We start from the raw sequence: 19,085 nt of genomic DNA, 5'->3' as shown, positions 1-19,085 counted from the left end.
ATTTGAATTTACCTGTAGTATGGAATTGTAAGTGATGATAAGTGAAGGGAAGTGTTTTGATGAAAATATTAAGTTATACTGCTTGCCTAAAGTCTGAATGGAAAGGTTGGCTATGACCCAAGAAGAACGATTGATAGCATTAGAAGAGCATATAAAACAGCATGGCAAGATCACGATAGAAGAGATCTGCCACGCCTATGGCATTTCTTATGACTCTGCCAGAAGAGATCTTGTAAAACTGTCTTCTCGCCCAGGTATTTTGCGTATTCGAGGCGGAGCAATCTTAGACGAGAAAAAAGTTAGTCTGTCATATTATCAAAGGTCGAAGTCTGACCCTATCAAGCAAAAACTTGTCGCATTTGGAGCCTCTCTTGTGAAAGAGCACGACATTATTATTGTCGATGCAGGTACCACCGGATCTGCATTAGCTTTTTATCTTGATGTTTCTTCAAGCGTTATCACTAACTCATTAGAGTGTTTAAACGAACTCAGTAACAAAGCGAATATAAAAAAGTGCGTGCTTGGCGGTACATTCGATGATTTTTCACACGCGATACTAGGTGACATGACCATTGAGCAAATAAAAAAGTTTCAAGCGAATAAGGCTTTTATCGGTGTGAGTGCGTTATCAGAATCAGGGATAAGCACCGATTTAGAAACCGACGCTAACCTAAAGATAGCGATGGCTAAGCAAGCTAAACAGGTGATTTGTATTACTGAAGGGAATAAATTTAATACTCAATTGATGTTTCAATCTTGCACTTGGTCTGATATCGACTTTATTGTCACAGATCAGCGCCCACCGGAGAATATTGTCAAGCAAATAGAAATACATGACGTAGAGCTGATTATAATAAATGAATAATGAAGAAAAATACTTAAATGCATAAGTCGTGAGAATGATTGCATAGAGCAAAAGATCACTCATAAGTGATAATGCTTTATTATTATAGTCACGGGTTTGTTAGTTCGGTAACTCACTTGTTGCGAAAACGAGTTAGCATTTTGGCTCACCATTGGACAAAGACCTTAGAAGGTTTTAATGATATGGCTAGTCAAAATCAACTAACTTCTAAGCACTCAACTCTAACCACTAAAAACTAATCTTTGCCTTGCTCTTCCCCAAAAGGTTAAACATAAGTACACTTGCTGTTACTGACTTTAAGGAATTCTTATGACCCAATTTTCTCTTTCTAATGAACAACTATTAACTGAAATTCGTACCGTATTTGATGTGCAAAGTAATGCGATTACAAGGCATAGTAAGGCACTCGGTGATGAATATTTAAAAGCGTTAGGGCTTATAAAAGATTGCTCTGGTCGTGTGATAGTTTGTGGCATGGGGAAGTCGGGTCATATTGGTAAAAAAATATCTGCAAGTTTGGCATCACTGGGCACACCTTCATTTTTCTTACATCCTGGAGAAGCCTTCCATGGTGATTTAGGCATGGTGACTAAGGATGATCTTTTATTACTTATTTCCTATAGTGGCGAGACCGATGAGTTATTAAAAATCATTCCATCACTGCAACACTTTGGAAATAAAATTATTTCTATCACTGGTGGATTAAACTCATCATTAGCTAAAAACTCACATGTGGTTTTAGATGCGAGTGTCGAAAAAGAAACTTGCCCTAATAATTTAGCGCCAACAACGTCAACTACCTTAACTTTAGTTATTGGTGATGCGCTTGCTTCTGTTTCGACCTTAGAAAAAGGCTTTACACCAATGGATTTTGCACGCTTTCATCCAGGAGGCAGTTTAGGTCGTCGTTTATTAACCTTTGTTAAAAATGAAATGCGCAGTGAGAATCTACCTTTTGTTGAAGCGAATACATCATTAACCGATGCATTGTTTATTATGACAGAAACACGTACAGGTCTTGCATTAGTAATGAAAGATAATGAGCTACAAGGTGTGATAAGTGATGGCGATTTACGTCGTTTCTTATTATCAGGTAAAAGCATTAATGAATCAGTTGCTAGCGAATTGATGAACAGTAACCCTTGTTTTATATCGCCTGATGCGCGCTTATCAGAAGCTGAGGAAATTATGCGTGAAAAACATATTAAATGGTTGATTGTTAGTGAAAATGGCAAAGAAATACAAGGTATTATTGAATGGGGTCAATAATATTTTATGCATAGAATAGGCAAAGCAAGGAGAGTTATTCTCCTTTTTTGTATTGCATTGATGACAAGTCTTTCTGCGCTTGCAGAAAGTACTGAGCAGTTTGATTGGTTACCTTTTTTGACTGCTAATATGAACATAAAAAGGTTACAACTAGATAAAACTTGTCCTCAGAATGAAATTGTTGATTTACAAGTCGATAAGAAAAAAGTACAAATAAAAGGCAAGATTGCAGAAGTGAACTGGGATTTCTCATGTGTTCATAGTGAAAGTCCAAATACTCAAACCGATACTCAAGCCAAGACACAGACAAACACCACACTACAACAAATTCCCCAATTATTAAGCCAGCTTATTGCTTTGCCAGATCTTATCTTTGATGTGCAAAAAATTAATTTAACCTCTGACATTTTCAAAGTTGTTCTAGCGAGCCAATTATCGATTAAAAAATCCGATTCTCAGTTCTCTGTTATTTTTAATAATGAGGCTTTTCAGGGGAACATTCGTTTGAATTTGCTTACTAAACAACTTACTGCTGAAGCAAATATTCATTTAGATAAATTACCACAATATATTCATTTAGATGCGCAACAGGCGCATTTTTTAAATCATGATTTATTGCTGACTTATGATAGCGATCTTAATCAGTGGCAAACAGGTCAATTTACGGCAAGTTGGCAAGGAGACATTGGTGATTTCTCTAAACAAGCTGACTTAATAGTAGCAGGACGTGTAGATATTTTAAAACAGCAAACTAACACTATCGAAACTTGCCGTTAATGCAAAAAATATCTTAATGCCTATTTCCGAGGAGCAAGATTGGCAAACAAATTATATTAAAATTAACAATAGTGATGACATTGTCTTTCATTATGGGCAAAAGAAAATTGAAAAGTCTGCTTTACAAATCAGGGTAGGAAGCAGTTACTTACTCACTAAAGTTGTACGCGGGCAAAGTCAACGGATTCGTATTGATAAACAAAAGCTACCAGCACTTTATGCGCTAGTGAATACTTCGGGTACTGAAAAGGATCTGCTGGTGGATTGGCAATTAAGTAGTTTAAATCAAAAATTGTTTGGTAAGGTATTATTAACACCTGAATTGTTCACCTTAGCGATTCAGGAAAATAATATTGAGGTAAAATCATTAATTGAGGCAAGTCGTCCTTATTTGGAACCGTTAACGGCATTAACCATTGAATCGGGAAATATTCAATTTGAGGCTTTGTTGCAATATCACCCTGTGAAAAATACTTTGATGATTAATAGTGATGTGGTCAGTGATGATATTTCCGGGAAACATGAAGAGATTCTTTTTGATGGGTTGACCTTAGATAGTCATTTACATTACTTGTTTGATAAACAAAAAAATCTGTCTATTTTAGAAGATAAACAACAGGTTAATATCGCCAACTTATTTGTTGGTTTGCCTATTCAGTCGGTACAGGTTGATGGCAAGTTTGAAGCTGGAGATGCATTGATACAGCATTTCAAAGCTCGTCTGTTAGGCGGGCGCGTTGATTTTGATGATTTTAAAATATCTGCTCCGAGTCAAACTATCTTAAACGTTAGTGGAATAAGTCTTGCAGAGATAATTAAATATAGTGCTTATCCAGAAATATCCAGTAAGGGCATTATAGATGCGATGTTACCACTGAAATTAACCGATGATGGGCCTGAAATAACTGAAGGTATCATTTTTGCTCGTGCACCAGGAGGCTATATTAAAGTGCCTGAAAATACGGTGATTACAGCAATGGGACGCGCAAATCCTGCTTTTTCATTAACCATGCAAATATTATCTAATTTTCAGTTTGATACTATGCTTGGTAAGTTAGGTTATACTAGTGATGGTGAGAGCGATTTAAAAGTGGAAATAAAAGGGTTAAGTCCCACCGTGAGTGGTACACAACCGGTTCACTTTAATTACACTCATCAAGAGAATATTTTACAACTATTAAAATCATTACGCTTTAACGACGAGTTAGCGCGCGATATAAAGGAGAGATATTAGTGCCAGCTAAAACATATTTGCTCAACATTTCAATGGCGACTGGTCTACTATTGTTGTTTGCGTGTACTCCCCGCATCGAATTAGCCGTACCGGACAAGCCCATTACCATAAATTTAAATGTCAAAGTAGACCATGAAATACGGGTTAAAGTTGATAAAGAACTTGATGATTTATTTGATGATGAAAGTGGGCTATTTTAATCCTGCGAAGAAAATCAGTCGGTTGTTAATACTGAATGAGTAACCATTAAAATATTATAAAGAGAGAGAGTAATGAAAAAATATTCCTTTTATGCACCTTATTATTCGCATTTTCAAGCTTTGCTATCGAACTATCGGATGCAAAAGAGCAAGGGTTAATTGGCGAACAAACTAATGGTTTATTAGGCGTTGTAGAAAGCTCTGCAGAAGTCGAAGCATTAGTAAAAGAAATAAATGCTTTACGCTTAGCTAAATATTCAGAAATTGCCGAAAAAAATGGCATGACAGTTAACCAAGTTTCGGTTTTAGCGGGCGAAAAAACTATTCAAAAGACAGTGGCGGGACAATATATTCAAAATGCTTCCGGGCAATGGGTTGTCAAATAATATCTTCCTAAGAAAAAGGCAAATATTTTTAGGATATTTGCCTTTTTCTTTCATATCGTTTTGTTTCATATCAATACTTGAGTTTTTTACTTGGTTATAGTTATTTGCAATTTTTAACACAAAACGAGAGATAAGAAATGAGCGAATCTATTCACGGCCATCAGGTGATGGAGATGATGGCAACATCAGGAAAAAGTTACAATAAAGTTGAACTTAAGTCTGAAATAGCCTCTAAATTTGGCGCTGAGGCTCGTTTCCATACCTGTATGGGGAGTGATTTAACAGCTGATGATTTAATCGAATTTTTAGCATCAAAGGGAAAAATTATAGAGTCAGAGCAGGGAATGAGCATGCCTGAAGAGCATCTTTGCTAGAATACTCTTGCTTAAAGGTGCGCTGATAGCGCACCTTTAATTAATTATTTGATACGTTCTTTAATTTGCCATAATTTAAACACACCAAAAATAAATATTTGTAGTGCCTCAGACTTAGTTAATTTCAATTTTTCAGAAAAAGCGCCATAAATCATTAATAATTGAATCAGGTGCATAAAAATCATAAAACCTAATAATAAATAAAAAACAATTTCAGCTTTGCCCGGAAAGGGAAAAAATAAGTTGGAAAGTAGTAAAACCCAAATTAGTAGCATCACTATCTTTGCAAATGTAAGAAAATAATTCATGGTTATCCTTGGCGGTATAATTGGTAAGTTACTTGACCTGTACTTTTTTCTTTTAATAAGTTCCATGAACTCGGCAGGGTAATGTTGGTTAACTCAACTTCTTTTTCAATATAAATTAGTGCATCTTCCGCTAAATAGCCGTTTGCCTGTAAAGCATCACAGCAGGGTTGAATTAAACCTTTATTAAAAGGCGGATCGATAAAAATAATATTGTATTGTTGTGTTGCTTTTTGATTTAAATAATCAATTGAATTGGTTGATACTAGCTCGGCATTATCGACCTTAAGCACGGATAAATTTTCCTGAAGCTGTTTTACAACACTTTTGTCTTTTTCTAGTAAGGTAACTTTATTAGCAAAACGAGATAATGCTTCAAAGGCTAAGCTTCCACTTCCACTAAAACAATCTAAACAATTTGCATTATTAATATCGTGCATTAGCCAATTAAATAATGTTTCTTTTGTGCGATCCGTTGTTGGGCGTAACCCTTCGATATCTTTAACGGGAAGTTTTTTTCCACGCCATTTTCCTGATATTAGACGAATAAACCCGCCTTTGATCGGTTTTCTACTTTTTTCAGTGGATTTAGTGTGTTGATTTCGACTCATATAATTTTTAGTCCGGCGATAAAGTGTTAATATAGTAACCAATTTTTCAAGGTTTGCTATTTTAGCAGGTCAGTTGGTTGTGAGTAAGGTTTTTAATTAATGGCAAAGAAGAAAGGCATATTTTCCTGGTTCGGAAAAAAATCGACAGTAGAAACAGAAGAGCTAGAGGTCGCAAAGTTAGAGGCCGAAAGATTAGAAGCTGAAAAATTAGAAGCTGAGAAACTAGAGGCTGAAAGGCTGGAAGCTTTAAGGCTAGAAGCAGAAAAACTAGAGGCTGAAAGGCTGGAAGCTTTAAGGCTAGAAGCAGAAAAACTAGAGGCTGAAAGGCTGGAAGCAGAAAAACTAGAAGCTGAGAAATTAGAGACTGATAAGCTTGAGGCTGAGAGGCTGGAAGCTTTAAGGCTAGAAGCTGAGAAATTAGAGGCTGATAAGCTAGAGGCTGAAAAGTTAGAGGCTGAAAGGCTGGAAGCTTTAAAGCTTGAGGCTGAGAAGTTAGAAGCGGAGAAGCTAGAAGCTGAGAAATTAGAAGCTGAAAGGCTTGAAGCTGAAAGGTTAGCCATTGAAAAGCTAGAAGCTGAGAAGCTAGAGGCTGAAAGGCTGGAAGCTTTAAGGCTGGAGGCTGAGAAGTTAGCTACTAAAAAATTAGAAGCTGAAAAGCTTGAAGCAGAAGAGCGCGAAGCTAAAAGGCAAGCTACAAAAAAACGTATAACAGAACAGTTAGAAGCTCAACGATTAGAAGCTCAAAGATTAGAACTAGAACAGCTAGAAGCTGAAAATCTAGAGGCTGAAAAGCTAGAAGCTGAAAGGCTAGAAGCTGAAAGGCTAGAATCTGAAAGGCTAGAAGCTGAAAGGCTAGAGGCTGAAAGACTAGAGGCTGAGAAGCTAGAAGCTGAAAAAGCAAAAAACAGAAAAACCTTTAGGCTTCTTTGCGCGCTTCAAACGCAGTTTAACTAAAACAAGATTAAGTATTGGTAGCGGTTTATTTTCTTTGTTTAAAGGGAAAAAAATTGATGACGATTTATTCGAAGAATTAGAAGAACAATTAATTGTTGCTGATATTGGTGTTGATACTTCATTAAAAATTATCGACAGTTTGACGGAACAAGCTGATAGAAAACAACTTAAAGATGCAGATGCATTATACGGTTTATTAAAAGATGAACTATTTCAAATAATAAAAGAAGTAGAAAAACCCTTAGAAATTGATAAGGCTAAATCACCCTACGTTATTTTAATGGTTGGTGTAAATGGTGTTGGTAAAACAACAACTATTGGTAAGCTGGCTAAACAGTATCAAAGCCAGGGTAAATCAGTGATGTTAGTCGCCGGAGATACATTTAGAGCGACGACCGTTGAACAATTACAGGTTTGGGGTGAAAGAAATAATATTCCTGTTATTGCTCAACAAACAGGTGCTGATAGTGCATCCGTATTGTTTGATGCGATGGATCTTGCAAAAGCCCGTGGTGCAGATATATTAATTGCGGATACTGCGGGGCGTTTGCAAAATAAAGATCACTTGATGGACGAGTTAAGTAAAGTGGTTCGTATTATGCGCAAAAAAGATACTACTGCTCCTCACGAAATTATGTTGACGATTGATGCTGGTACAGGTCAAAATGCAATCAGTCAAGTTAACCTATTTAATCAAGCTGTTGGATTAACTGGTATTACATTAACTAAGCTAGATGGCACAGCAAAGGGTGGCATCATCTTTTCAATTGCAGATAAATTTAAATTGCCCATTCGTTATATTGGTACGGGTGAAGGCATTGATGATCTGCGTGAATTTAATGCAAAAGAATTTATCGATGCATTATTCTCTAACGAGGAAAATTCAAAGGATGAAAATTAGACATGATTTTATTTGAAGAGGTTAGCAAGATATATCCGGGTGATCAGGTCGCACTAAAGGACGTTGACTTTCATTTGAAACAGGCAGAAATGGCTTTTTTAACGGGACATTCTGGTTCGGGTAAGAGTACACTTTTAAAGCTGATCAGTTTAATGGAGCGTCCAACAACTGGCCGTATCGTATTAAATGGCAATGATATTAGCCATATTAAAGGCAATGATATTCCTTATTTACGTCGTCATATTGGCATGATCTTTCAAGATCATCGCTTATTAATGAATCGTAGTGTCTTAGAAAATGTTGGTTTACCGTTATTGATAGAAGGCTATAGTCGTTATGAAATTAAGCGACGCAGTTTAGGCGCCCTTGATAAAGTGGGGCTAATGGGTAAAGAAGATTACGCGCCTATCCACTTATCGGGTGGAGAACAACAACGTGTTGGTATTGCTCGTGCCATTATCAATCAACCGCCTTTGTTGTTAGCCGATGAGCCAACAGGTAACCTTGATCCTAAACTATCCCTAGAAATTTTAAGTTTATTTGAGTCTTTAAATGAATTTGGTATGTCCGTTTTAATTGCGACCCATGATTTAGGTTTAATCGCTAAAATGCGTTACCGTACTTTAACCTTAAAAAATGGTGAAATGATAAATGATGGACTAATGAGAGAACGCAATGGCTAATAGAATGGAAAATAAGAAAGTATTATCTGGCTCTCCTCGCATCACTAAAATTTCTTTTTTGGGCGTGTTTCAGCGGGTATTAATCAGCATGTTCAGCAAGTTTTTAGCGACTTTTCTGAAATATGGAAAACACCCTTTGCGACAATAATGACGATTTGTGTATTAGGACTCGCATTATCTTTACCAACCGTATTCCACCTTTTATATAAAAATGCTGAACGCGTAACAGGGCAGTGGGATGGTGCATCTGAAATTAGTCTTTTTCTTAAAAAAGATATGTCAGAGCCAAGAGTTCAGGTTTTGATCAATAAGTTAGCCCTTTATAACGATATTGACTCTGTTACCTATATTTCAAGCCATCAAGCCCTTGAAGAATTTAAAGAAATGTCTTCGTTTTCTAAAGCTCTCAATTATCTAGATGAAAATCCATTGCCTGCCGTATTAGTGGTGGTACCAACCAAGGAGGCGATGAATTCTGCTGGCAGTAAATTATTAGTCGCTAAACTAGAACGAGAACAAGGTATTGACCTGGTCAGGGTCGATGTCGACTGGATTGAAAAGCTACAGGCTATTTTAACCTTAATGGTTGATATAGTGATTGCGATTGCAGTGTTATTACTGATCTCTGTTTTATTAATCGTGAGTAATACTATTCGTCTAAATATTCTTAATCAGCGCGACGAAATCGAAGTGTTGAAATTAGTTGGAGCAACCAATAGCTTTATTCAGCTTCCTTACCTTTATATTGGTGCATGGTATGGCTTATTAGGTGGAGCGGTTGCGTGGCTATTAACCTTTGTCATGGTCACTTGGTTGCAGGATGGTGTGATGAGTTTAATGGGCTTATACCAATTACAATTTAAGGTTTCCTTATTAACCTTTGATGAAGTTGTTATTTTATTAGGTGTTGCTACCTTTTTAGCTTTTATTGCTTCTTATATTTCTGTGAAACAATATTTGGTAAAAATAGAGCCTAAATAGCCTCAACTCGAGATAAGCAAAACAATACAATACCTTTCTTTGCGCAGATCTCTGCGTTAAATCATCCTAGCAATAGCCAGCTATTGTTAGGATGATTTGACTTGAACTCCCCAAAACTAACAGCACTGTATAGAGCTTTATTGTAAGCTTTTGATTCAATATTAAATTGTGCTTTCATTATACCAATTCCACTAAATAAGTGATCAATCTTACTGGTTAAAATAAGCTATTTTTGCGTTGGAAGTCTTGTAAAGGGAGCAACCATTTACAGCAACTTCCGCCTTAAACTAGCTCTTTTTTCTGCGTAATATTTGATCATTAAATTAACGGAATTGGTATTATCCCGAACTGAGGTTAAATAAAGCGATTCTTTATTGTGATTATTGTCTTTTTATTATCGCAATAAGCATATAATTTGAACTATTATTTTTACTTTTGATAAAGAGATCATTACTTGATCTCTTTTTTTAAGTGTAATATGAGGCATTGGTCACAAAAAAAATGTTTATTTGGTCTTTTGAGAGAGTATATGCATAAAACTATTGATTTAAAAATAACCTCTATTTTTTCTCCTATTTGTCAAACACTTATCCATGAGACTATGCAAAACTCATTAAGTGATTCAATTCGAAATCTGATAAAAAATAGTAAAGAATTGTTAGTTATTCGTTTAAACAATACAGTGATAGGTTATGCCCTTTTTGAATTAATTAATGGTGTTGAGTTCGTATTAGATTCTTTACACTTCAGAAGTATGATTAAAAATAATACAATTGGTGAGTATTGCTTTTCTCGTTTATTGACGCGTCGTCTCAAAAACACTAACTACAAGCAATTATTACTAGCTAGTTAATTTTTTATTGTTTTTTTATTGAACTTCTACTATATAATGACGTACTAAGTAACACAGTCTATAAAAGAAACATATAAGGATGAAACATGAGTAGCACAATAAATTCGATGAGTTTAGTTCCTCAAGGAAGTATTGAAGCCTATGTTCAATCGGTCAATCATTTTCCTATGCTTACTGCTGACGAAGAAAAAGAGTTAGCAACAAGCCTATTTAATGATGGCAACTTAGAAGCCGCGAAAAAATTAGTTATGTCACACCTACGCTTTGTTGCATATGTTGCTAAAAGCTATGCAGGTTATGGTTTGCCACAGGCTGATTTAATCCAGGAAGGTAATATTGGTTTGATGAAAGCGGTAAAACGTTTTGATCCTTCTGTGGGTGTTCGTCTTGTCTCTTTTGCAGTACATTGGATTAAAGCGGAAATACACGAATATGTTATCCGTAATTGGCGCATGGTAAAAATTGCGACCACTAAAGCACAACGTAAATTATTCTTTAATCTACGTAAAGCTAAAAAACGTCTTGGTTGGTTCAGCCAAGAAGAAGTTGAAAATGTAGCAAATAATCTTAATGTGACAACAAAAGATGTATTAGAAATGGAATCTCGACTAAATGGTCAAGACCAATCTTTTGATCTTAGTGACGATGACGATGAAAATAACTATGCGCCTATACAATATCTTGAAGATAAAAGCGCTGACGTAGCATCACAATATGAAGCTGAAAGTTCACAACTAACGATGAAGAATAAGCTTTATTCTGCACTTTCTACGCTTGATGCACGAAGCCAGGATATAGTCAGTGCTCGATGGTTAAATGAACCTAAAGCAACATTACATGAATTAGCTGAGCGATATAATATCTCTGCAGAAACGTGTAAGACAGCTAGAGAATAATGCCATTAAGAAATTGCAAGGTAATATGGATTTTGCATAAAATTAAAAGGTGAGTTTAACTCACCTTTTTTGATCTCCTGTTAAACTTATTTTGTATCTCCTCTGTATACCCTTTAAAATAGGGGCATTTTTTATATAGCTCTTTGGTAATTTATGCTTAACATTGCAACTCTTGGCCCAAAAGAAACCTTTTCAGATTTAGCTACACAGCAATATATCAAATCACAAACCCAGTCCTTTAATATCAAATATTATTCATCTCTTTCTGATGCATTTAATGCAATTGGTAATGAGTGTGAATACGGTGTATTACCTATTGAAAACCTTTCTGAAGGGTATGTTCAGGTTGTTTTAGACCATTTATTAAGCACTGATTTAGTTGTAGTCTCGGAGTTATTATTATCAATTCAATTTTCCTTTGTGGGCGATTGTGAGCAACTTTCTGAATTAAGCGACCTGTATGTGCAATTTGTCGCACACGGTCAGTGCTCTGAGTTTATTAATCAATTAAGTGGCGTAAAAATACATAATACACAAAGTAATATTGAGTCTTTATTACTGGCTGAAAACAAAGGTAAGGGGGCTGGAGCGATTATTCCGTTGCATGCTTTAGAAATGGTTAACCGTCATTTTTTAATTAATAAAAACGTGACTAATTATGAGAACAATCAAACCCGTTTTCTGGTGTTATCTAAACAGTCCCAACCTCGCCTTGAAAATGAATCCTACAAAACCAGTTTAGTGGTAAAAAATGACAATGATTGTCCTGGGGTATTAGGTAATATTGTTAATGCTTTTGCGGGGCAAAAAGTTAATTTAACCTCAATCATGTCTCGCCCAACCAAATCACAATTTGGTAAATATCACTTTTTCATTGATATTGATGGTCATCAACTTGATGAAAATATTGATGTCGCTTTAAAGCAGATAAAAGCGCAATATCCAGTTACCGTAATTGGTTCTTATATTAAAGCTAACTAGCTTAATAGCAATGATATCAATCCTCTTCGTTTAATGGGTAAATCAATAAAAATTGTTTATTTGAGGCTATTTTTGATGTAAATATAGCCTCACATGCACTTCATCGGCATTAGACTCAAGCAAAGTTAATTCTCCATGATGCGATCTTGCAATTTCACGGGATAAACTTAAACCTAGACCACTTCCTTTTTTAACGTTATCTGTGGCATAACTGCCACGATAAAAGCGGTCAAACATCTGTGAGCGTTGTTCTGAGTTTAGCGAGATGCATTTGTTACCAAAAATTATCTCTACCCCACTTTTAATTCGCTTAGCTTTGATCGATATAACAGAGTTAGGCTGATGATAGCGAATAGCATTACTAAACAAATTATTGATTAGTTGGCGAAGCAACACTAAGTCACCCTGTACCTCTAGAGCTGTTTCTATATTTGTATCCCAAGTAATTTGGTCATTAATTAGGTCTACGTCTTCGAACAATTCAGTAAGTAGTAATGTGAGGTCAATGTTTTGATATTGGATAGCCAGTGTTCCAGCATCGGCTTGTGATAGTAACAGTAGCTTACGAGTGATGGCAGAGAGTGTTCCCACTTCATCGAGTAAATTATTGATATCTAATAAGGCAGGATTTGAATTATTTACCGCTTGCTCTAACCGTCCACGTAATATAGTTAGTGGCGTTTTTAGTTCGTGAGTCGCATCGGCAGAAAATCGAGACGCTTGTTGAAAGCTTCGTTCCAAGCGTTCTAACATATCATTATAGGCTTCAATGAGTATGGCAAACTCTTTATCTTCACCCGAAGTTGGCAAGCGTTGATTGAGATCTTTTTGCGTGATGCTTTTCATCGCATCAGTAAGCCTGTTTATCGGGCGCATTGTCATGCTTGCGATCAACCATGCACTTAAGGCACTCAATAGTAAAGCAAAGGGTAAAATCCAATACAAAATAGAATGAATCGCTTGTTGCAATTCATTTTCTGTTACAGCTAGATCAACTGCAATAATGGTACTTACGCCATTTTTTGAGTAAAGGCTCGCACGCCATTGTTTCTGTTGCCAATCAAACGTACTTAACTGACATGTTTCAACTCGCTGACTTTTAGGTAGAGATTGTCTGTTTTCAATCTTAGCTGAATAGGTTTTTGGTACTGGTTTTGGGGAAGACCATTGCACCTCTTTAGTAGGTAATTGTTTATACCAAAGAGAAGATGCTACCCATGATGTATTCTCTCTCTGAATCGACCACTGCAATTGAGATTCAGAGTCCACTCGTAATTTACTGGCCAAATTTTCTGATAATCGAACTGAAAGTGATTGCCCATAATCTGGAGAAGCAATGCGTTTAGCTTCTATGCATAACTGAGTATCAAGACGAGCAATTTCAAACTGCATTACTCTCGACCAGCCAAGAAGCATTACCAGGGTTAAAACCGATGCAACAATTGCAGTCGTACTTGCAAATAGTCGCGCTTTAAAGGTCATCATGAACATGGCACTAGTCTATATCCAGTGCCTCTAACTGCAACTATTTTCCATCCTACTTGATCATTAATGTCGATAGCCTTAATTTTTTCTCGGATCCGTTTAACACAAACATCAACCACATTGGTTAATGGGTCGAAATCGTATCCCCATACGTGCTCTAAAATCTGTCCACGGGTAAAAACTTGTTTTGGCGAGCGCATTAAATATTCTAAAAGTGTAAATTCTCGAGAGGTTAGTTTTACTGATTCTCCATTGCAACTAGCTTGTCGTTTAATACAATCTAAAATTAAAGCTCCGGCTTCAAGTATATGCTCTCTCTCACCCGATTGACGTCTCAATAGGGCATTGATTCTTGCTACTAACTCTTCAACAAAGAAAGGCTTCGCTAAATAATCATCTGCACCTAGCTCTAAACCATGAACTCTATCTCCAAGTTCATTGCGTGCCGTGAGTAATAACACAGGAGTCTGATTTCCAAGAGCTCGTAGTGATGACAAAATATCGAGACCATCTCTCCCTGGTAACATGATATCAAGGACAATTGCACTATACTCGCCAGATTTTGCGACTTCAAAACCTAAGTGCCCAGTGCTAAATACGCTAACTTCAAAGCCTCTTTCAGACAATCCGCTTTGTACAATGTCGGCAATTTGTAGCTCATCTTCTACCACTAATATCTTCATTGATTTTGCTAGCCCCTTTTATATTATCGTTCATGTGCATTCACAGATAGTTTATATTGACAGAGTGATTCTCCTAGCGTTATTGACCACATCACAAATAGGCGTTTTTAAATTCCGATGTGTTCTAAACGCTATTCTATTTAGTCTCGCAATCCTTCATCTCATGTAGTTTACTGGAGCAAAATAATTCACTTATAAACTGCTTAATATCTTCTAAAATTAGATATAAACAGGGTAAAAGAATAAGTGTAAGTAAAGTCGCGACAACAATACCAAAACCAAGAGAAATGGCCATTGGAACCATCAGTTGCGCTTGGTTCGAGGTTTCAAGTATCATCGGCGCTAATCCACCAAATGTGGTTAGGGTGGTTAGAATGATTGGCCTGAATCGTCTCGTACTCGCTTTTTCCAATGACGCCCAAAGCGTTACTTCAGATGCTCTATTTCGATTAATTTCCGAGAGTAAAATCAAACTATCATTGATGACAACACCACTTAATGCTAATACACCTAATAAACTAACCACACTGAGAGTGTATCCTAACAAAGCATGACCCGCGATCGCACCAATAATACCAAAGGGGATAATCATCATGATTAAAAAAGGTTGTGTATAGCTACGTAATGGAATGGCAAGCAAGCAATACAAGGCTAATGCGACTAATAATCCATTGATAGTCAGACTATCTAAACTTTCTTTTTGTTCAGCTTGATCTCCTCCAAAGCTCATTTTTAAACCTGGGTAAGTGTTTTCTAGCACCGGGAAAACATCTCGGGTTAAGGTTTGAGTGAGAATCAAGGCTTCTGATGCTGGTGTGATATCTGCACTGACAGTAACATGTCGTTTACCATTGAAGCGTTGTATTTGCGAAGCAGAAAATTCACGCTCTACATGTGCAATTTCAGTTAAGGGCACCATATTGTCACCGAGTTTAATCGGTAATTGTTCAAGGTGGTATAGACTCGAACGTTGCCAATCAGTCAGCTTAACCATTACATCAACTTCATCACCACCACGTTGTTGTCGAATAGCCCGAACACCGGCAAAGGCGTTTCGAACTTGACGAATAAAAGTTTGCTCGGTTAGGCCCATACTTTTACCTTCGGCGCGCAACGATAATTTCACCTGTTGACTGCCAGACATCAGGCTGTTTTCAATATCTACCACACCCTCATATTGTTCTAACATATTGCTAAACTGTTCACTCGCTTGTTGCAATATATGATTGTCACGGTGACTAAGGTCTACTGTCACACCAGCCAAATCATCAGAAGGGCCATTGCCTGCGGCAGAAAACCTGATTGAGTTAGCTTCATGTATTTCACCTACCTTTTTCGCCATAACTGTGAAACCTCACGAGTGCTTATTAAGCGTTGTTCTGAGGGAAGTAAAAAGATACGAGAGATGATCGACAGCTCCCCATCCCTGTTACGAATTTGAGTTGATAGTCCTTTTGCAAGCTTATCACCTCCGTTGTCTTTTATGACTTCTCGAGTCGCGTCCTCCAGTTGTTGTTTAACGGAATAGATCTCATCATCACTCACACCAATTTGTAAGGTTGCTGTTGCGGTTGAAAATTCAGATTCTACTCGAGGCATTGTCCTAAAACCTAGGTGTCCTCCCCATACATAAGATAAACTGACTGCAAGGGTCACGACTGCTATCGCCGTAACCAAATAGCGATGATCAAGTAAGCGTTTTAAAAAGGAGAGGTAGTAATGGTGGATCAGACGTTGTAATCCACGGTCAAACAAAGATTGTAAACGTACAAATGCTTTGAAGCGATGTGACTCTTTACTCTTTTTGATTCGAGCTAGGTGTGCTGGCAGGATATACAGAGCTTCAAACCAAGAAATAACAAATACGCATATAATGACGACCGGAATGACTTTAAATGTTAGTCCAAGCGTACCTGGCAAAAACCATATTGGGATGAAGGCGACAATATTCGTCAATATGCTAAAAGTTAAAGGGACAGCAATACTTTTCGCTCCCTCTATTGTCGCATCAAATAAACTACTCCCCTCAGTTATTTTTTCATGGATATTTTCACCTGCAATAATCGCATCATCAACAACAATACCAAGTGCGATAATAAAAGCAAACATCGAAATCATGTTGATAGATACATCAAATACTGGCAAAAAGAGTAGTGAACCAAGGAAAGCTGTGGGTATCCCTACAGTCACCCAGAATGCCAAACGAACATCAAGAAACAGAGCAAGTAGAAGCAACACAACTAGTAAGCCAAAAAAAGCATTTTTTAATAATAAAGACATGCGTTGTTGGTAAACTACAGCATCATCATTGAGAATATTAAGGGAGATTCCTGGGCGAAGAGCTTCTTCAATTTGTGGCATAAGATTATAAACAGCTTCAGAAATTGAAGCTGGCGTTTGTTCACCTAAACGGTAAATTCGTAAGCTCGCAGAGGGCTGGCCATCATAAAAAAAACGATTACGTTGATCAGCGAAGCCATCCTTTATAGTGGCTATATCCTCAAGCATCAAGGATGAACCAGTGGTAAGTTGAAGTACACTGATGTTATTAAAATCTTCAGCCCAATTACGACTTTCATCTAATTGAAGTAGCACTTCTCCAGCGTCAGTATCTAATTTACCACCTGACTGATTGATAGCATTTCGACTGATGCTGTTAGCCACGTCATCCAAGCCTAAATTGTAATATTGCAAAGTGTCACTGTCGACTTCAATTTGTACTTCATACTTCGAGAAACCAATCAGTTCTACTTGGGTGAGGGCGGGTGAATCAAGCAAAATGCTTTTTATTTCTGCACTGGTTTCACGAAGCACGATAGGATCCACATCGCCATATAATACTATTTCAAATGACTCATTACGTTTTTCATATCGGTAAATCTTAGGGGATTCTGCTCCAGATGGCAGTGATGCACCATTGACTGCACTTTCAATTTCTCTGAGCACTGATTCCACATTGACGCCATTCATTAATTCCGCAGTGATTCTACTATTACTGGCGTTGACACGACTGTGTATTTCTTTGATCCCTTCAATGTCAGCAATCGCATTTTCAATTGGTAGTGTGACGCCTTGCTCCATTTCTGATGGCGTAGAACCAGAATAGGAAACAGATATCCTTATTGAGTTTTGAGGGTAACTTGGATATACCTCTTTGCGAATTTGCATAGACATCAATAACCCCCCGATGATAAATACCAACATAAGTAGGTTTGCTGTCACGCCATTGTTAACCATCCATGCGATAGGTCCCTTTGAAGGTTTCATTTGTCTCGTCCCTCAGCTGAATTTGAACCCTTTTTTTCTTTTCTTTAGAGGCGTCTTTTGTTTGTACACTGACATCTTTTTCAAAAGTATCTTCTTTGCCTTTATTGCGTTTGTTTAGTTGGAGAGATTTATCCTGTTCGGCTTTAACTGCGATACCTTCAACAGCGCCAGGAAGTGAACTGGTAATAATACGATCTCCTGCATTCAAGCCTGAATCAATCACCAGGATCTTTTCATCTCGGAATGCAATACTGACTTGACGAGCTTCTAAACGTTTTTGATTATTCATGACCCAGACAAAATTGCCTTGTTGAAGGTTTTTTCGTTCAATCGCAACCACGTTCTTGAAAGGCTTAGCCTCAATATTTGCTTGTAATACTGAGTTTATTAACACTTTTGGTTTACCTTTATTTTCTGGACGTAGTGCCAAAGGATCGGCGATTTCGATAATCAATACTGCTGTTTTTATTTTACTATCAACATTGGGAAGTAAACTCATTACACAACCTTCGCGATAGTCGTCTTTTGCCCATCCAACGGAATTGTGGATAGTAACTTTAGCGCCACTGCAGGTATTTGAGCTATTTTTTGAATGTGTATCAGGAATATTGATGTGCCTGAGTTGATGGGGAGGGACGTTAACTCTAAGCCAGAATGTATCTGTAGCAACAAGGTTCATGATATTGGTATTGTCTCTCAGTAAACTACCCTCGGTCACTCCGATTGATAGCAATTGCGCATCAAAGGGGGCAACAATTTTGGCGCGTCCTAGTTCAACTTCTGCGCGCTTAAGTGATGCTTCGTAACGAGCCATTTCTGCTTTAACCTCTGCAAGTTGTGGCTGGCGCAATACTAAAGCCTTTTTCATTGTTAGGTAATTGGTGCCCTGAGATTGCAAGTTCCATGGTCGTCGCTTGACTACGCCCTTGTTCAATATCGTAAAGGGCTCTTTGGCGGGCCATTTGCGCCTTTGCTTCCGCTAGGGCAAATTGATAATCTCGATCATCTACTTTTACTAATAGATCTCCCTGTTTGATAATGGAGCCTGGGATGAGATATTCCCCCAGTTGAAGGATTTCACCTCGAATTTGAGATTGAATATTAACGGTACGATTAGCCTCCACAGTGCCATGCACAGTAACGGTTGGGGTTAGTGTTACTTTTTGTACCTTGTCTATTTGAACAATTCGCACTGGATCTTTTGTATTGCGGGCTTTTTTAGGTGGCAGAGGAGCGAGAAAGTGGTTAACTAGCATTCCTCCTATCGCTAAAACTATAATAACAAGTAGCCATTTAACCCAAAGGTTTTGAGATCCTAGTGCTCGTGTACATTGCTTTTCAGAATCATGTCCATCTAATTGTTTGTGAGTTGTTTCCACG

The 19,085-nt window shown here is 37.3% G+C and carries 19 protein-coding genes and 2 pseudogenes; 13 read left to right on the top strand and 8 right to left on the bottom strand.

The window, feature by feature from the left end; genetic code table 11:
- Nucleotides 1-112 precede the first annotated feature (112 nt).
- The 7 genes from ACLKMH_RS21740 to ACLKMH_RS21710 all read left to right on the top strand — a co-directional run bounded on the left by ACLKMH_RS21740 (nt 113) and on the right by ACLKMH_RS21710 (nt 5,105).
- Nucleotides 113-865 (top strand): DeoR/GlpR family DNA-binding transcription regulator, encoded by a 753-nt coding sequence (locus ACLKMH_RS21740; RefSeq protein WP_413699930.1) that lies wholly within the window; start codon nt 113-115, stop codon nt 863-865.
- A gap of 309 nt (nt 866-1,174) precedes the next feature.
- On the top strand, nt 1,175-2,134 hold the full coding sequence (locus ACLKMH_RS21735; RefSeq protein WP_413699929.1) for a KpsF/GutQ family sugar-phosphate isomerase: 960 nt from the start codon (nt 1,175-1,177) through the stop codon (nt 2,132-2,134).
- A gap of 60 nt (nt 2,135-2,194) precedes the next feature.
- Nucleotides 2,195-2,911 (top strand): hypothetical protein, encoded by a 717-nt coding sequence (locus ACLKMH_RS21730; RefSeq protein ID WP_413699928.1) that lies wholly within the window; start codon nt 2,195-2,197, stop codon nt 2,909-2,911.
- A 16-nt stretch (nt 2,912-2,927) separates the two neighbouring features.
- A complete protein-coding gene (locus ACLKMH_RS21725; RefSeq protein WP_413699927.1) occupies nt 2,928-4,145 on the top strand; it encodes a YdbH domain-containing protein in 1,218 nt (405 codons plus the stop codon).
- A 32-nt stretch (nt 4,146-4,177) separates the two neighbouring features.
- Nucleotides 4,178-4,345, top strand: coding sequence for a YnbE family lipoprotein (locus ACLKMH_RS21720; RefSeq protein ID WP_413702438.1), 168 nt, complete (start codon nt 4,178-4,180; stop codon nt 4,343-4,345).
- A gap of 53 nt (nt 4,346-4,398) precedes the next feature.
- The gene (locus ACLKMH_RS21715) at nt 4,399-4,731 is read left to right on the top strand and encodes a YdbL family protein (protein WP_413702437.1); all 333 of its coding nucleotides are present in this window, start codon (nt 4,399-4,401) and stop codon (nt 4,729-4,731) included.
- Nucleotides 4,732-4,868: 137 nt separating this feature from the next.
- The gene (locus ACLKMH_RS21710) at nt 4,869-5,105 is read left to right on the top strand and encodes a YecH family metal-binding protein (RefSeq protein WP_413699926.1); all 237 of its coding nucleotides are present in this window, start codon (nt 4,869-4,871) and stop codon (nt 5,103-5,105) included.
- A gap of 44 nt (nt 5,106-5,149) precedes the next feature.
- Here ACLKMH_RS21710 and ACLKMH_RS21705 read toward each other — a convergent pair whose 3' ends face one another.
- Nucleotides 5,150-5,413 (bottom strand): DUF1145 domain-containing protein, encoded by a 264-nt coding sequence (locus ACLKMH_RS21705; RefSeq protein ID WP_413699925.1) that lies wholly within the window; start codon nt 5,411-5,413, stop codon nt 5,150-5,152.
- 2 nt (nt 5,414-5,415) lie between these two features.
- On the bottom strand, nt 5,416-6,021 hold the full coding sequence (gene rsmD, locus ACLKMH_RS21700; RefSeq protein ID WP_413699924.1) for a 16S rRNA (guanine(966)-N(2))-methyltransferase RsmD: 606 nt from the start codon (nt 6,019-6,021) through the stop codon (nt 5,416-5,418).
- A 99-nt stretch (nt 6,022-6,120) separates the two neighbouring features.
- On the opposite strand from rsmD, the pseudogene ftsY reads away from it, so the two are divergent.
- The 6 genes and pseudogenes from ftsY to ACLKMH_RS21670 all read left to right on the top strand — a co-directional run bounded on the left by ftsY (nt 6,121) and on the right by ACLKMH_RS21670 (nt 12,270).
- Nucleotides 6,121-7,876 (top strand): annotated as a pseudogene (gene ftsY / locus ACLKMH_RS21695) (signal recognition particle-docking protein FtsY).
- A gap of 2 nt (nt 7,877-7,878) precedes the next feature.
- A complete protein-coding gene (gene ftsE, locus ACLKMH_RS21690) occupies nt 7,879-8,559 on the top strand; it encodes a cell division ATP-binding protein FtsE (RefSeq protein ID WP_413699923.1) in 681 nt (226 codons plus the stop codon).
- A 147-nt stretch (nt 8,560-8,706) separates the two neighbouring features.
- Nucleotides 8,707-9,540 carry a permease-like cell division protein FtsX gene (gene ftsX, locus ACLKMH_RS21685; RefSeq protein WP_413699922.1) on the top strand — a complete coding sequence of 278 codons (834 nt, stop codon included), beginning with the start codon at nt 8,707-8,709 and terminating at the stop codon, nt 9,538-9,540.
- 529 nt (nt 9,541-10,069) lie between these two features.
- Nucleotides 10,070-10,393, top strand: coding sequence for a hypothetical protein (locus ACLKMH_RS21680; RefSeq protein WP_413699921.1), 324 nt, complete (start codon nt 10,070-10,072; stop codon nt 10,391-10,393).
- 86 nt (nt 10,394-10,479) lie between these two features.
- Nucleotides 10,480-11,329: pseudogene (gene rpoH, locus ACLKMH_RS21675) on the top strand (RNA polymerase sigma factor RpoH).
- Between the two features lie 113 nt (nt 11,330-11,442).
- Nucleotides 11,443-12,270 carry a prephenate dehydratase gene (locus ACLKMH_RS21670; protein ID WP_413699920.1) on the top strand — a complete coding sequence of 276 codons (828 nt, stop codon included), beginning with the start codon at nt 11,443-11,445 and terminating at the stop codon, nt 12,268-12,270.
- A 66-nt stretch (nt 12,271-12,336) separates the two neighbouring features.
- Here the strand turns inward: ACLKMH_RS21670 and ACLKMH_RS21665 are convergent, their stop codons facing one another.
- The 6 genes from ACLKMH_RS21665 to ACLKMH_RS21640 form a co-directional block, all read right to left on the bottom strand.
- Complete coding sequence (locus ACLKMH_RS21665; protein ID WP_413699919.1) at nt 12,337-13,755, bottom strand: ATP-binding protein; 1,419 nt, start codon at nt 13,753-13,755, stop codon at nt 12,337-12,339.
- Entirely contained in the window at nt 13,752-14,438 is a 687-nt protein-coding gene (locus ACLKMH_RS21660) for a response regulator transcription factor (RefSeq protein ID WP_413699918.1), read from the bottom strand. The genes ACLKMH_RS21665 and ACLKMH_RS21660 overlap by 4 nt, the downstream gene beginning before the upstream one ends.
- A 136-nt stretch (nt 14,439-14,574) precedes the next feature.
- Nucleotides 14,575-15,780: an efflux RND transporter permease subunit gene (locus tag ACLKMH_RS21655; RefSeq protein WP_413699917.1), complete on the bottom strand. Its 1,206-nt coding sequence runs from the start codon at nt 15,778-15,780 to the stop codon at nt 14,575-14,577.
- Complete coding sequence (locus ACLKMH_RS21650; RefSeq protein ID WP_413699916.1) at nt 15,765-17,705, bottom strand: efflux RND transporter permease subunit; 1,941 nt, start codon at nt 17,703-17,705, stop codon at nt 15,765-15,767. Before ACLKMH_RS21650 ends, ACLKMH_RS21655 begins: the two co-directional genes overlap by 16 nt.
- Nucleotides 17,668-18,573 carry an efflux RND transporter periplasmic adaptor subunit gene (locus ACLKMH_RS21645; protein WP_413699915.1) on the bottom strand — a complete coding sequence of 302 codons (906 nt, stop codon included), beginning with the start codon at nt 18,571-18,573 and terminating at the stop codon, nt 17,668-17,670. Before ACLKMH_RS21645 ends, ACLKMH_RS21650 begins: the two co-directional genes overlap by 38 nt.
- The gene (locus ACLKMH_RS21640) at nt 18,527-19,084 is read right to left on the bottom strand and encodes a biotin/lipoyl-binding protein (protein WP_413699914.1); all 558 of its coding nucleotides are present in this window, start codon (nt 19,082-19,084) and stop codon (nt 18,527-18,529) included. Before ACLKMH_RS21640 ends, ACLKMH_RS21645 begins: the two co-directional genes overlap by 47 nt.
- Nucleotide 19,085 lies beyond the last annotated feature (1 nt).

It is taken from the genome of Psychromonas sp. KJ10-10, assembly GCF_047323245.1.
Classification (GTDB): Bacteria; Pseudomonadota; Gammaproteobacteria; order Enterobacterales; family Psychromonadaceae; genus Psychromonas.
The sequence above is the reverse complement of the archived record's forward strand: the minus strand, read 5'-3'. Positions and strand labels throughout refer to the sequence as shown.

Coding starts and splice junctions, on each gene's coding strand:
- ACLKMH_RS21740 (WP_413699930.1), top strand. CDS start 113: ATGACCCAAGAAGAACGATTGATAGCATTAGAAGAGCATATAAAACAG.
- ACLKMH_RS21735 (WP_413699929.1), top strand. CDS start 1,175: ATGACCCAATTTTCTCTTTCTAATGAACAACTATTAACTGAAATTCGT.
- ACLKMH_RS21730 (WP_413699928.1), top strand. CDS start 2,195: ATGACAAGTCTTTCTGCGCTTGCAGAAAGTACTGAGCAGTTTGATTGG.
- ACLKMH_RS21725 (WP_413699927.1), top strand. CDS start 2,928: ATGCCTATTTCCGAGGAGCAAGATTGGCAAACAAATTATATTAAAATT.
- ACLKMH_RS21720 (WP_413702438.1), top strand. CDS start 4,178: ATGGCGACTGGTCTACTATTGTTGTTTGCGTGTACTCCCCGCATCGAA.
- ACLKMH_RS21710 (WP_413699926.1), top strand. CDS start 4,869: ATGAGCGAATCTATTCACGGCCATCAGGTGATGGAGATGATGGCAACA.
- ACLKMH_RS21705 (WP_413699925.1), bottom strand. CDS start 5,413: ATGAATTATTTTCTTACATTTGCAAAGATAGTGATGCTACTAATTTGG.
- rsmD (WP_413699924.1), bottom strand. CDS start 6,021: ATGAGTCGAAATCAACACACTAAATCCACTGAAAAAAGTAGAAAACCG.
- ftsE (WP_413699923.1), top strand. CDS start 7,879: ATGATTTTATTTGAAGAGGTTAGCAAGATATATCCGGGTGATCAGGTC.
- ftsX (WP_413699922.1), top strand. CDS start 8,707: ATGACGATTTGTGTATTAGGACTCGCATTATCTTTACCAACCGTATTC.
- ACLKMH_RS21680 (WP_413699921.1), top strand. CDS start 10,070: ATGCATAAAACTATTGATTTAAAAATAACCTCTATTTTTTCTCCTATT.
- ACLKMH_RS21670 (WP_413699920.1), top strand. CDS start 11,443: ATGCTTAACATTGCAACTCTTGGCCCAAAAGAAACCTTTTCAGATTTA.
- ACLKMH_RS21665 (WP_413699919.1), bottom strand. CDS start 13,755: ATGATGACCTTTAAAGCGCGACTATTTGCAAGTACGACTGCAATTGTT.
- ACLKMH_RS21660 (WP_413699918.1), bottom strand. CDS start 14,438: ATGAAGATATTAGTGGTAGAAGATGAGCTACAAATTGCCGACATTGTA.
- ACLKMH_RS21655 (WP_413699917.1), bottom strand. CDS start 15,780: ATGGCGAAAAAGGTAGGTGAAATACATGAAGCTAACTCAATCAGGTTT.
- ACLKMH_RS21650 (WP_413699916.1), bottom strand. CDS start 17,705: ATGAAACCTTCAAAGGGACCTATCGCATGGATGGTTAACAATGGCGTG.
- ACLKMH_RS21645 (WP_413699915.1), bottom strand. CDS start 18,573: ATGAAAAAGGCTTTAGTATTGCGCCAGCCACAACTTGCAGAGGTTAAA.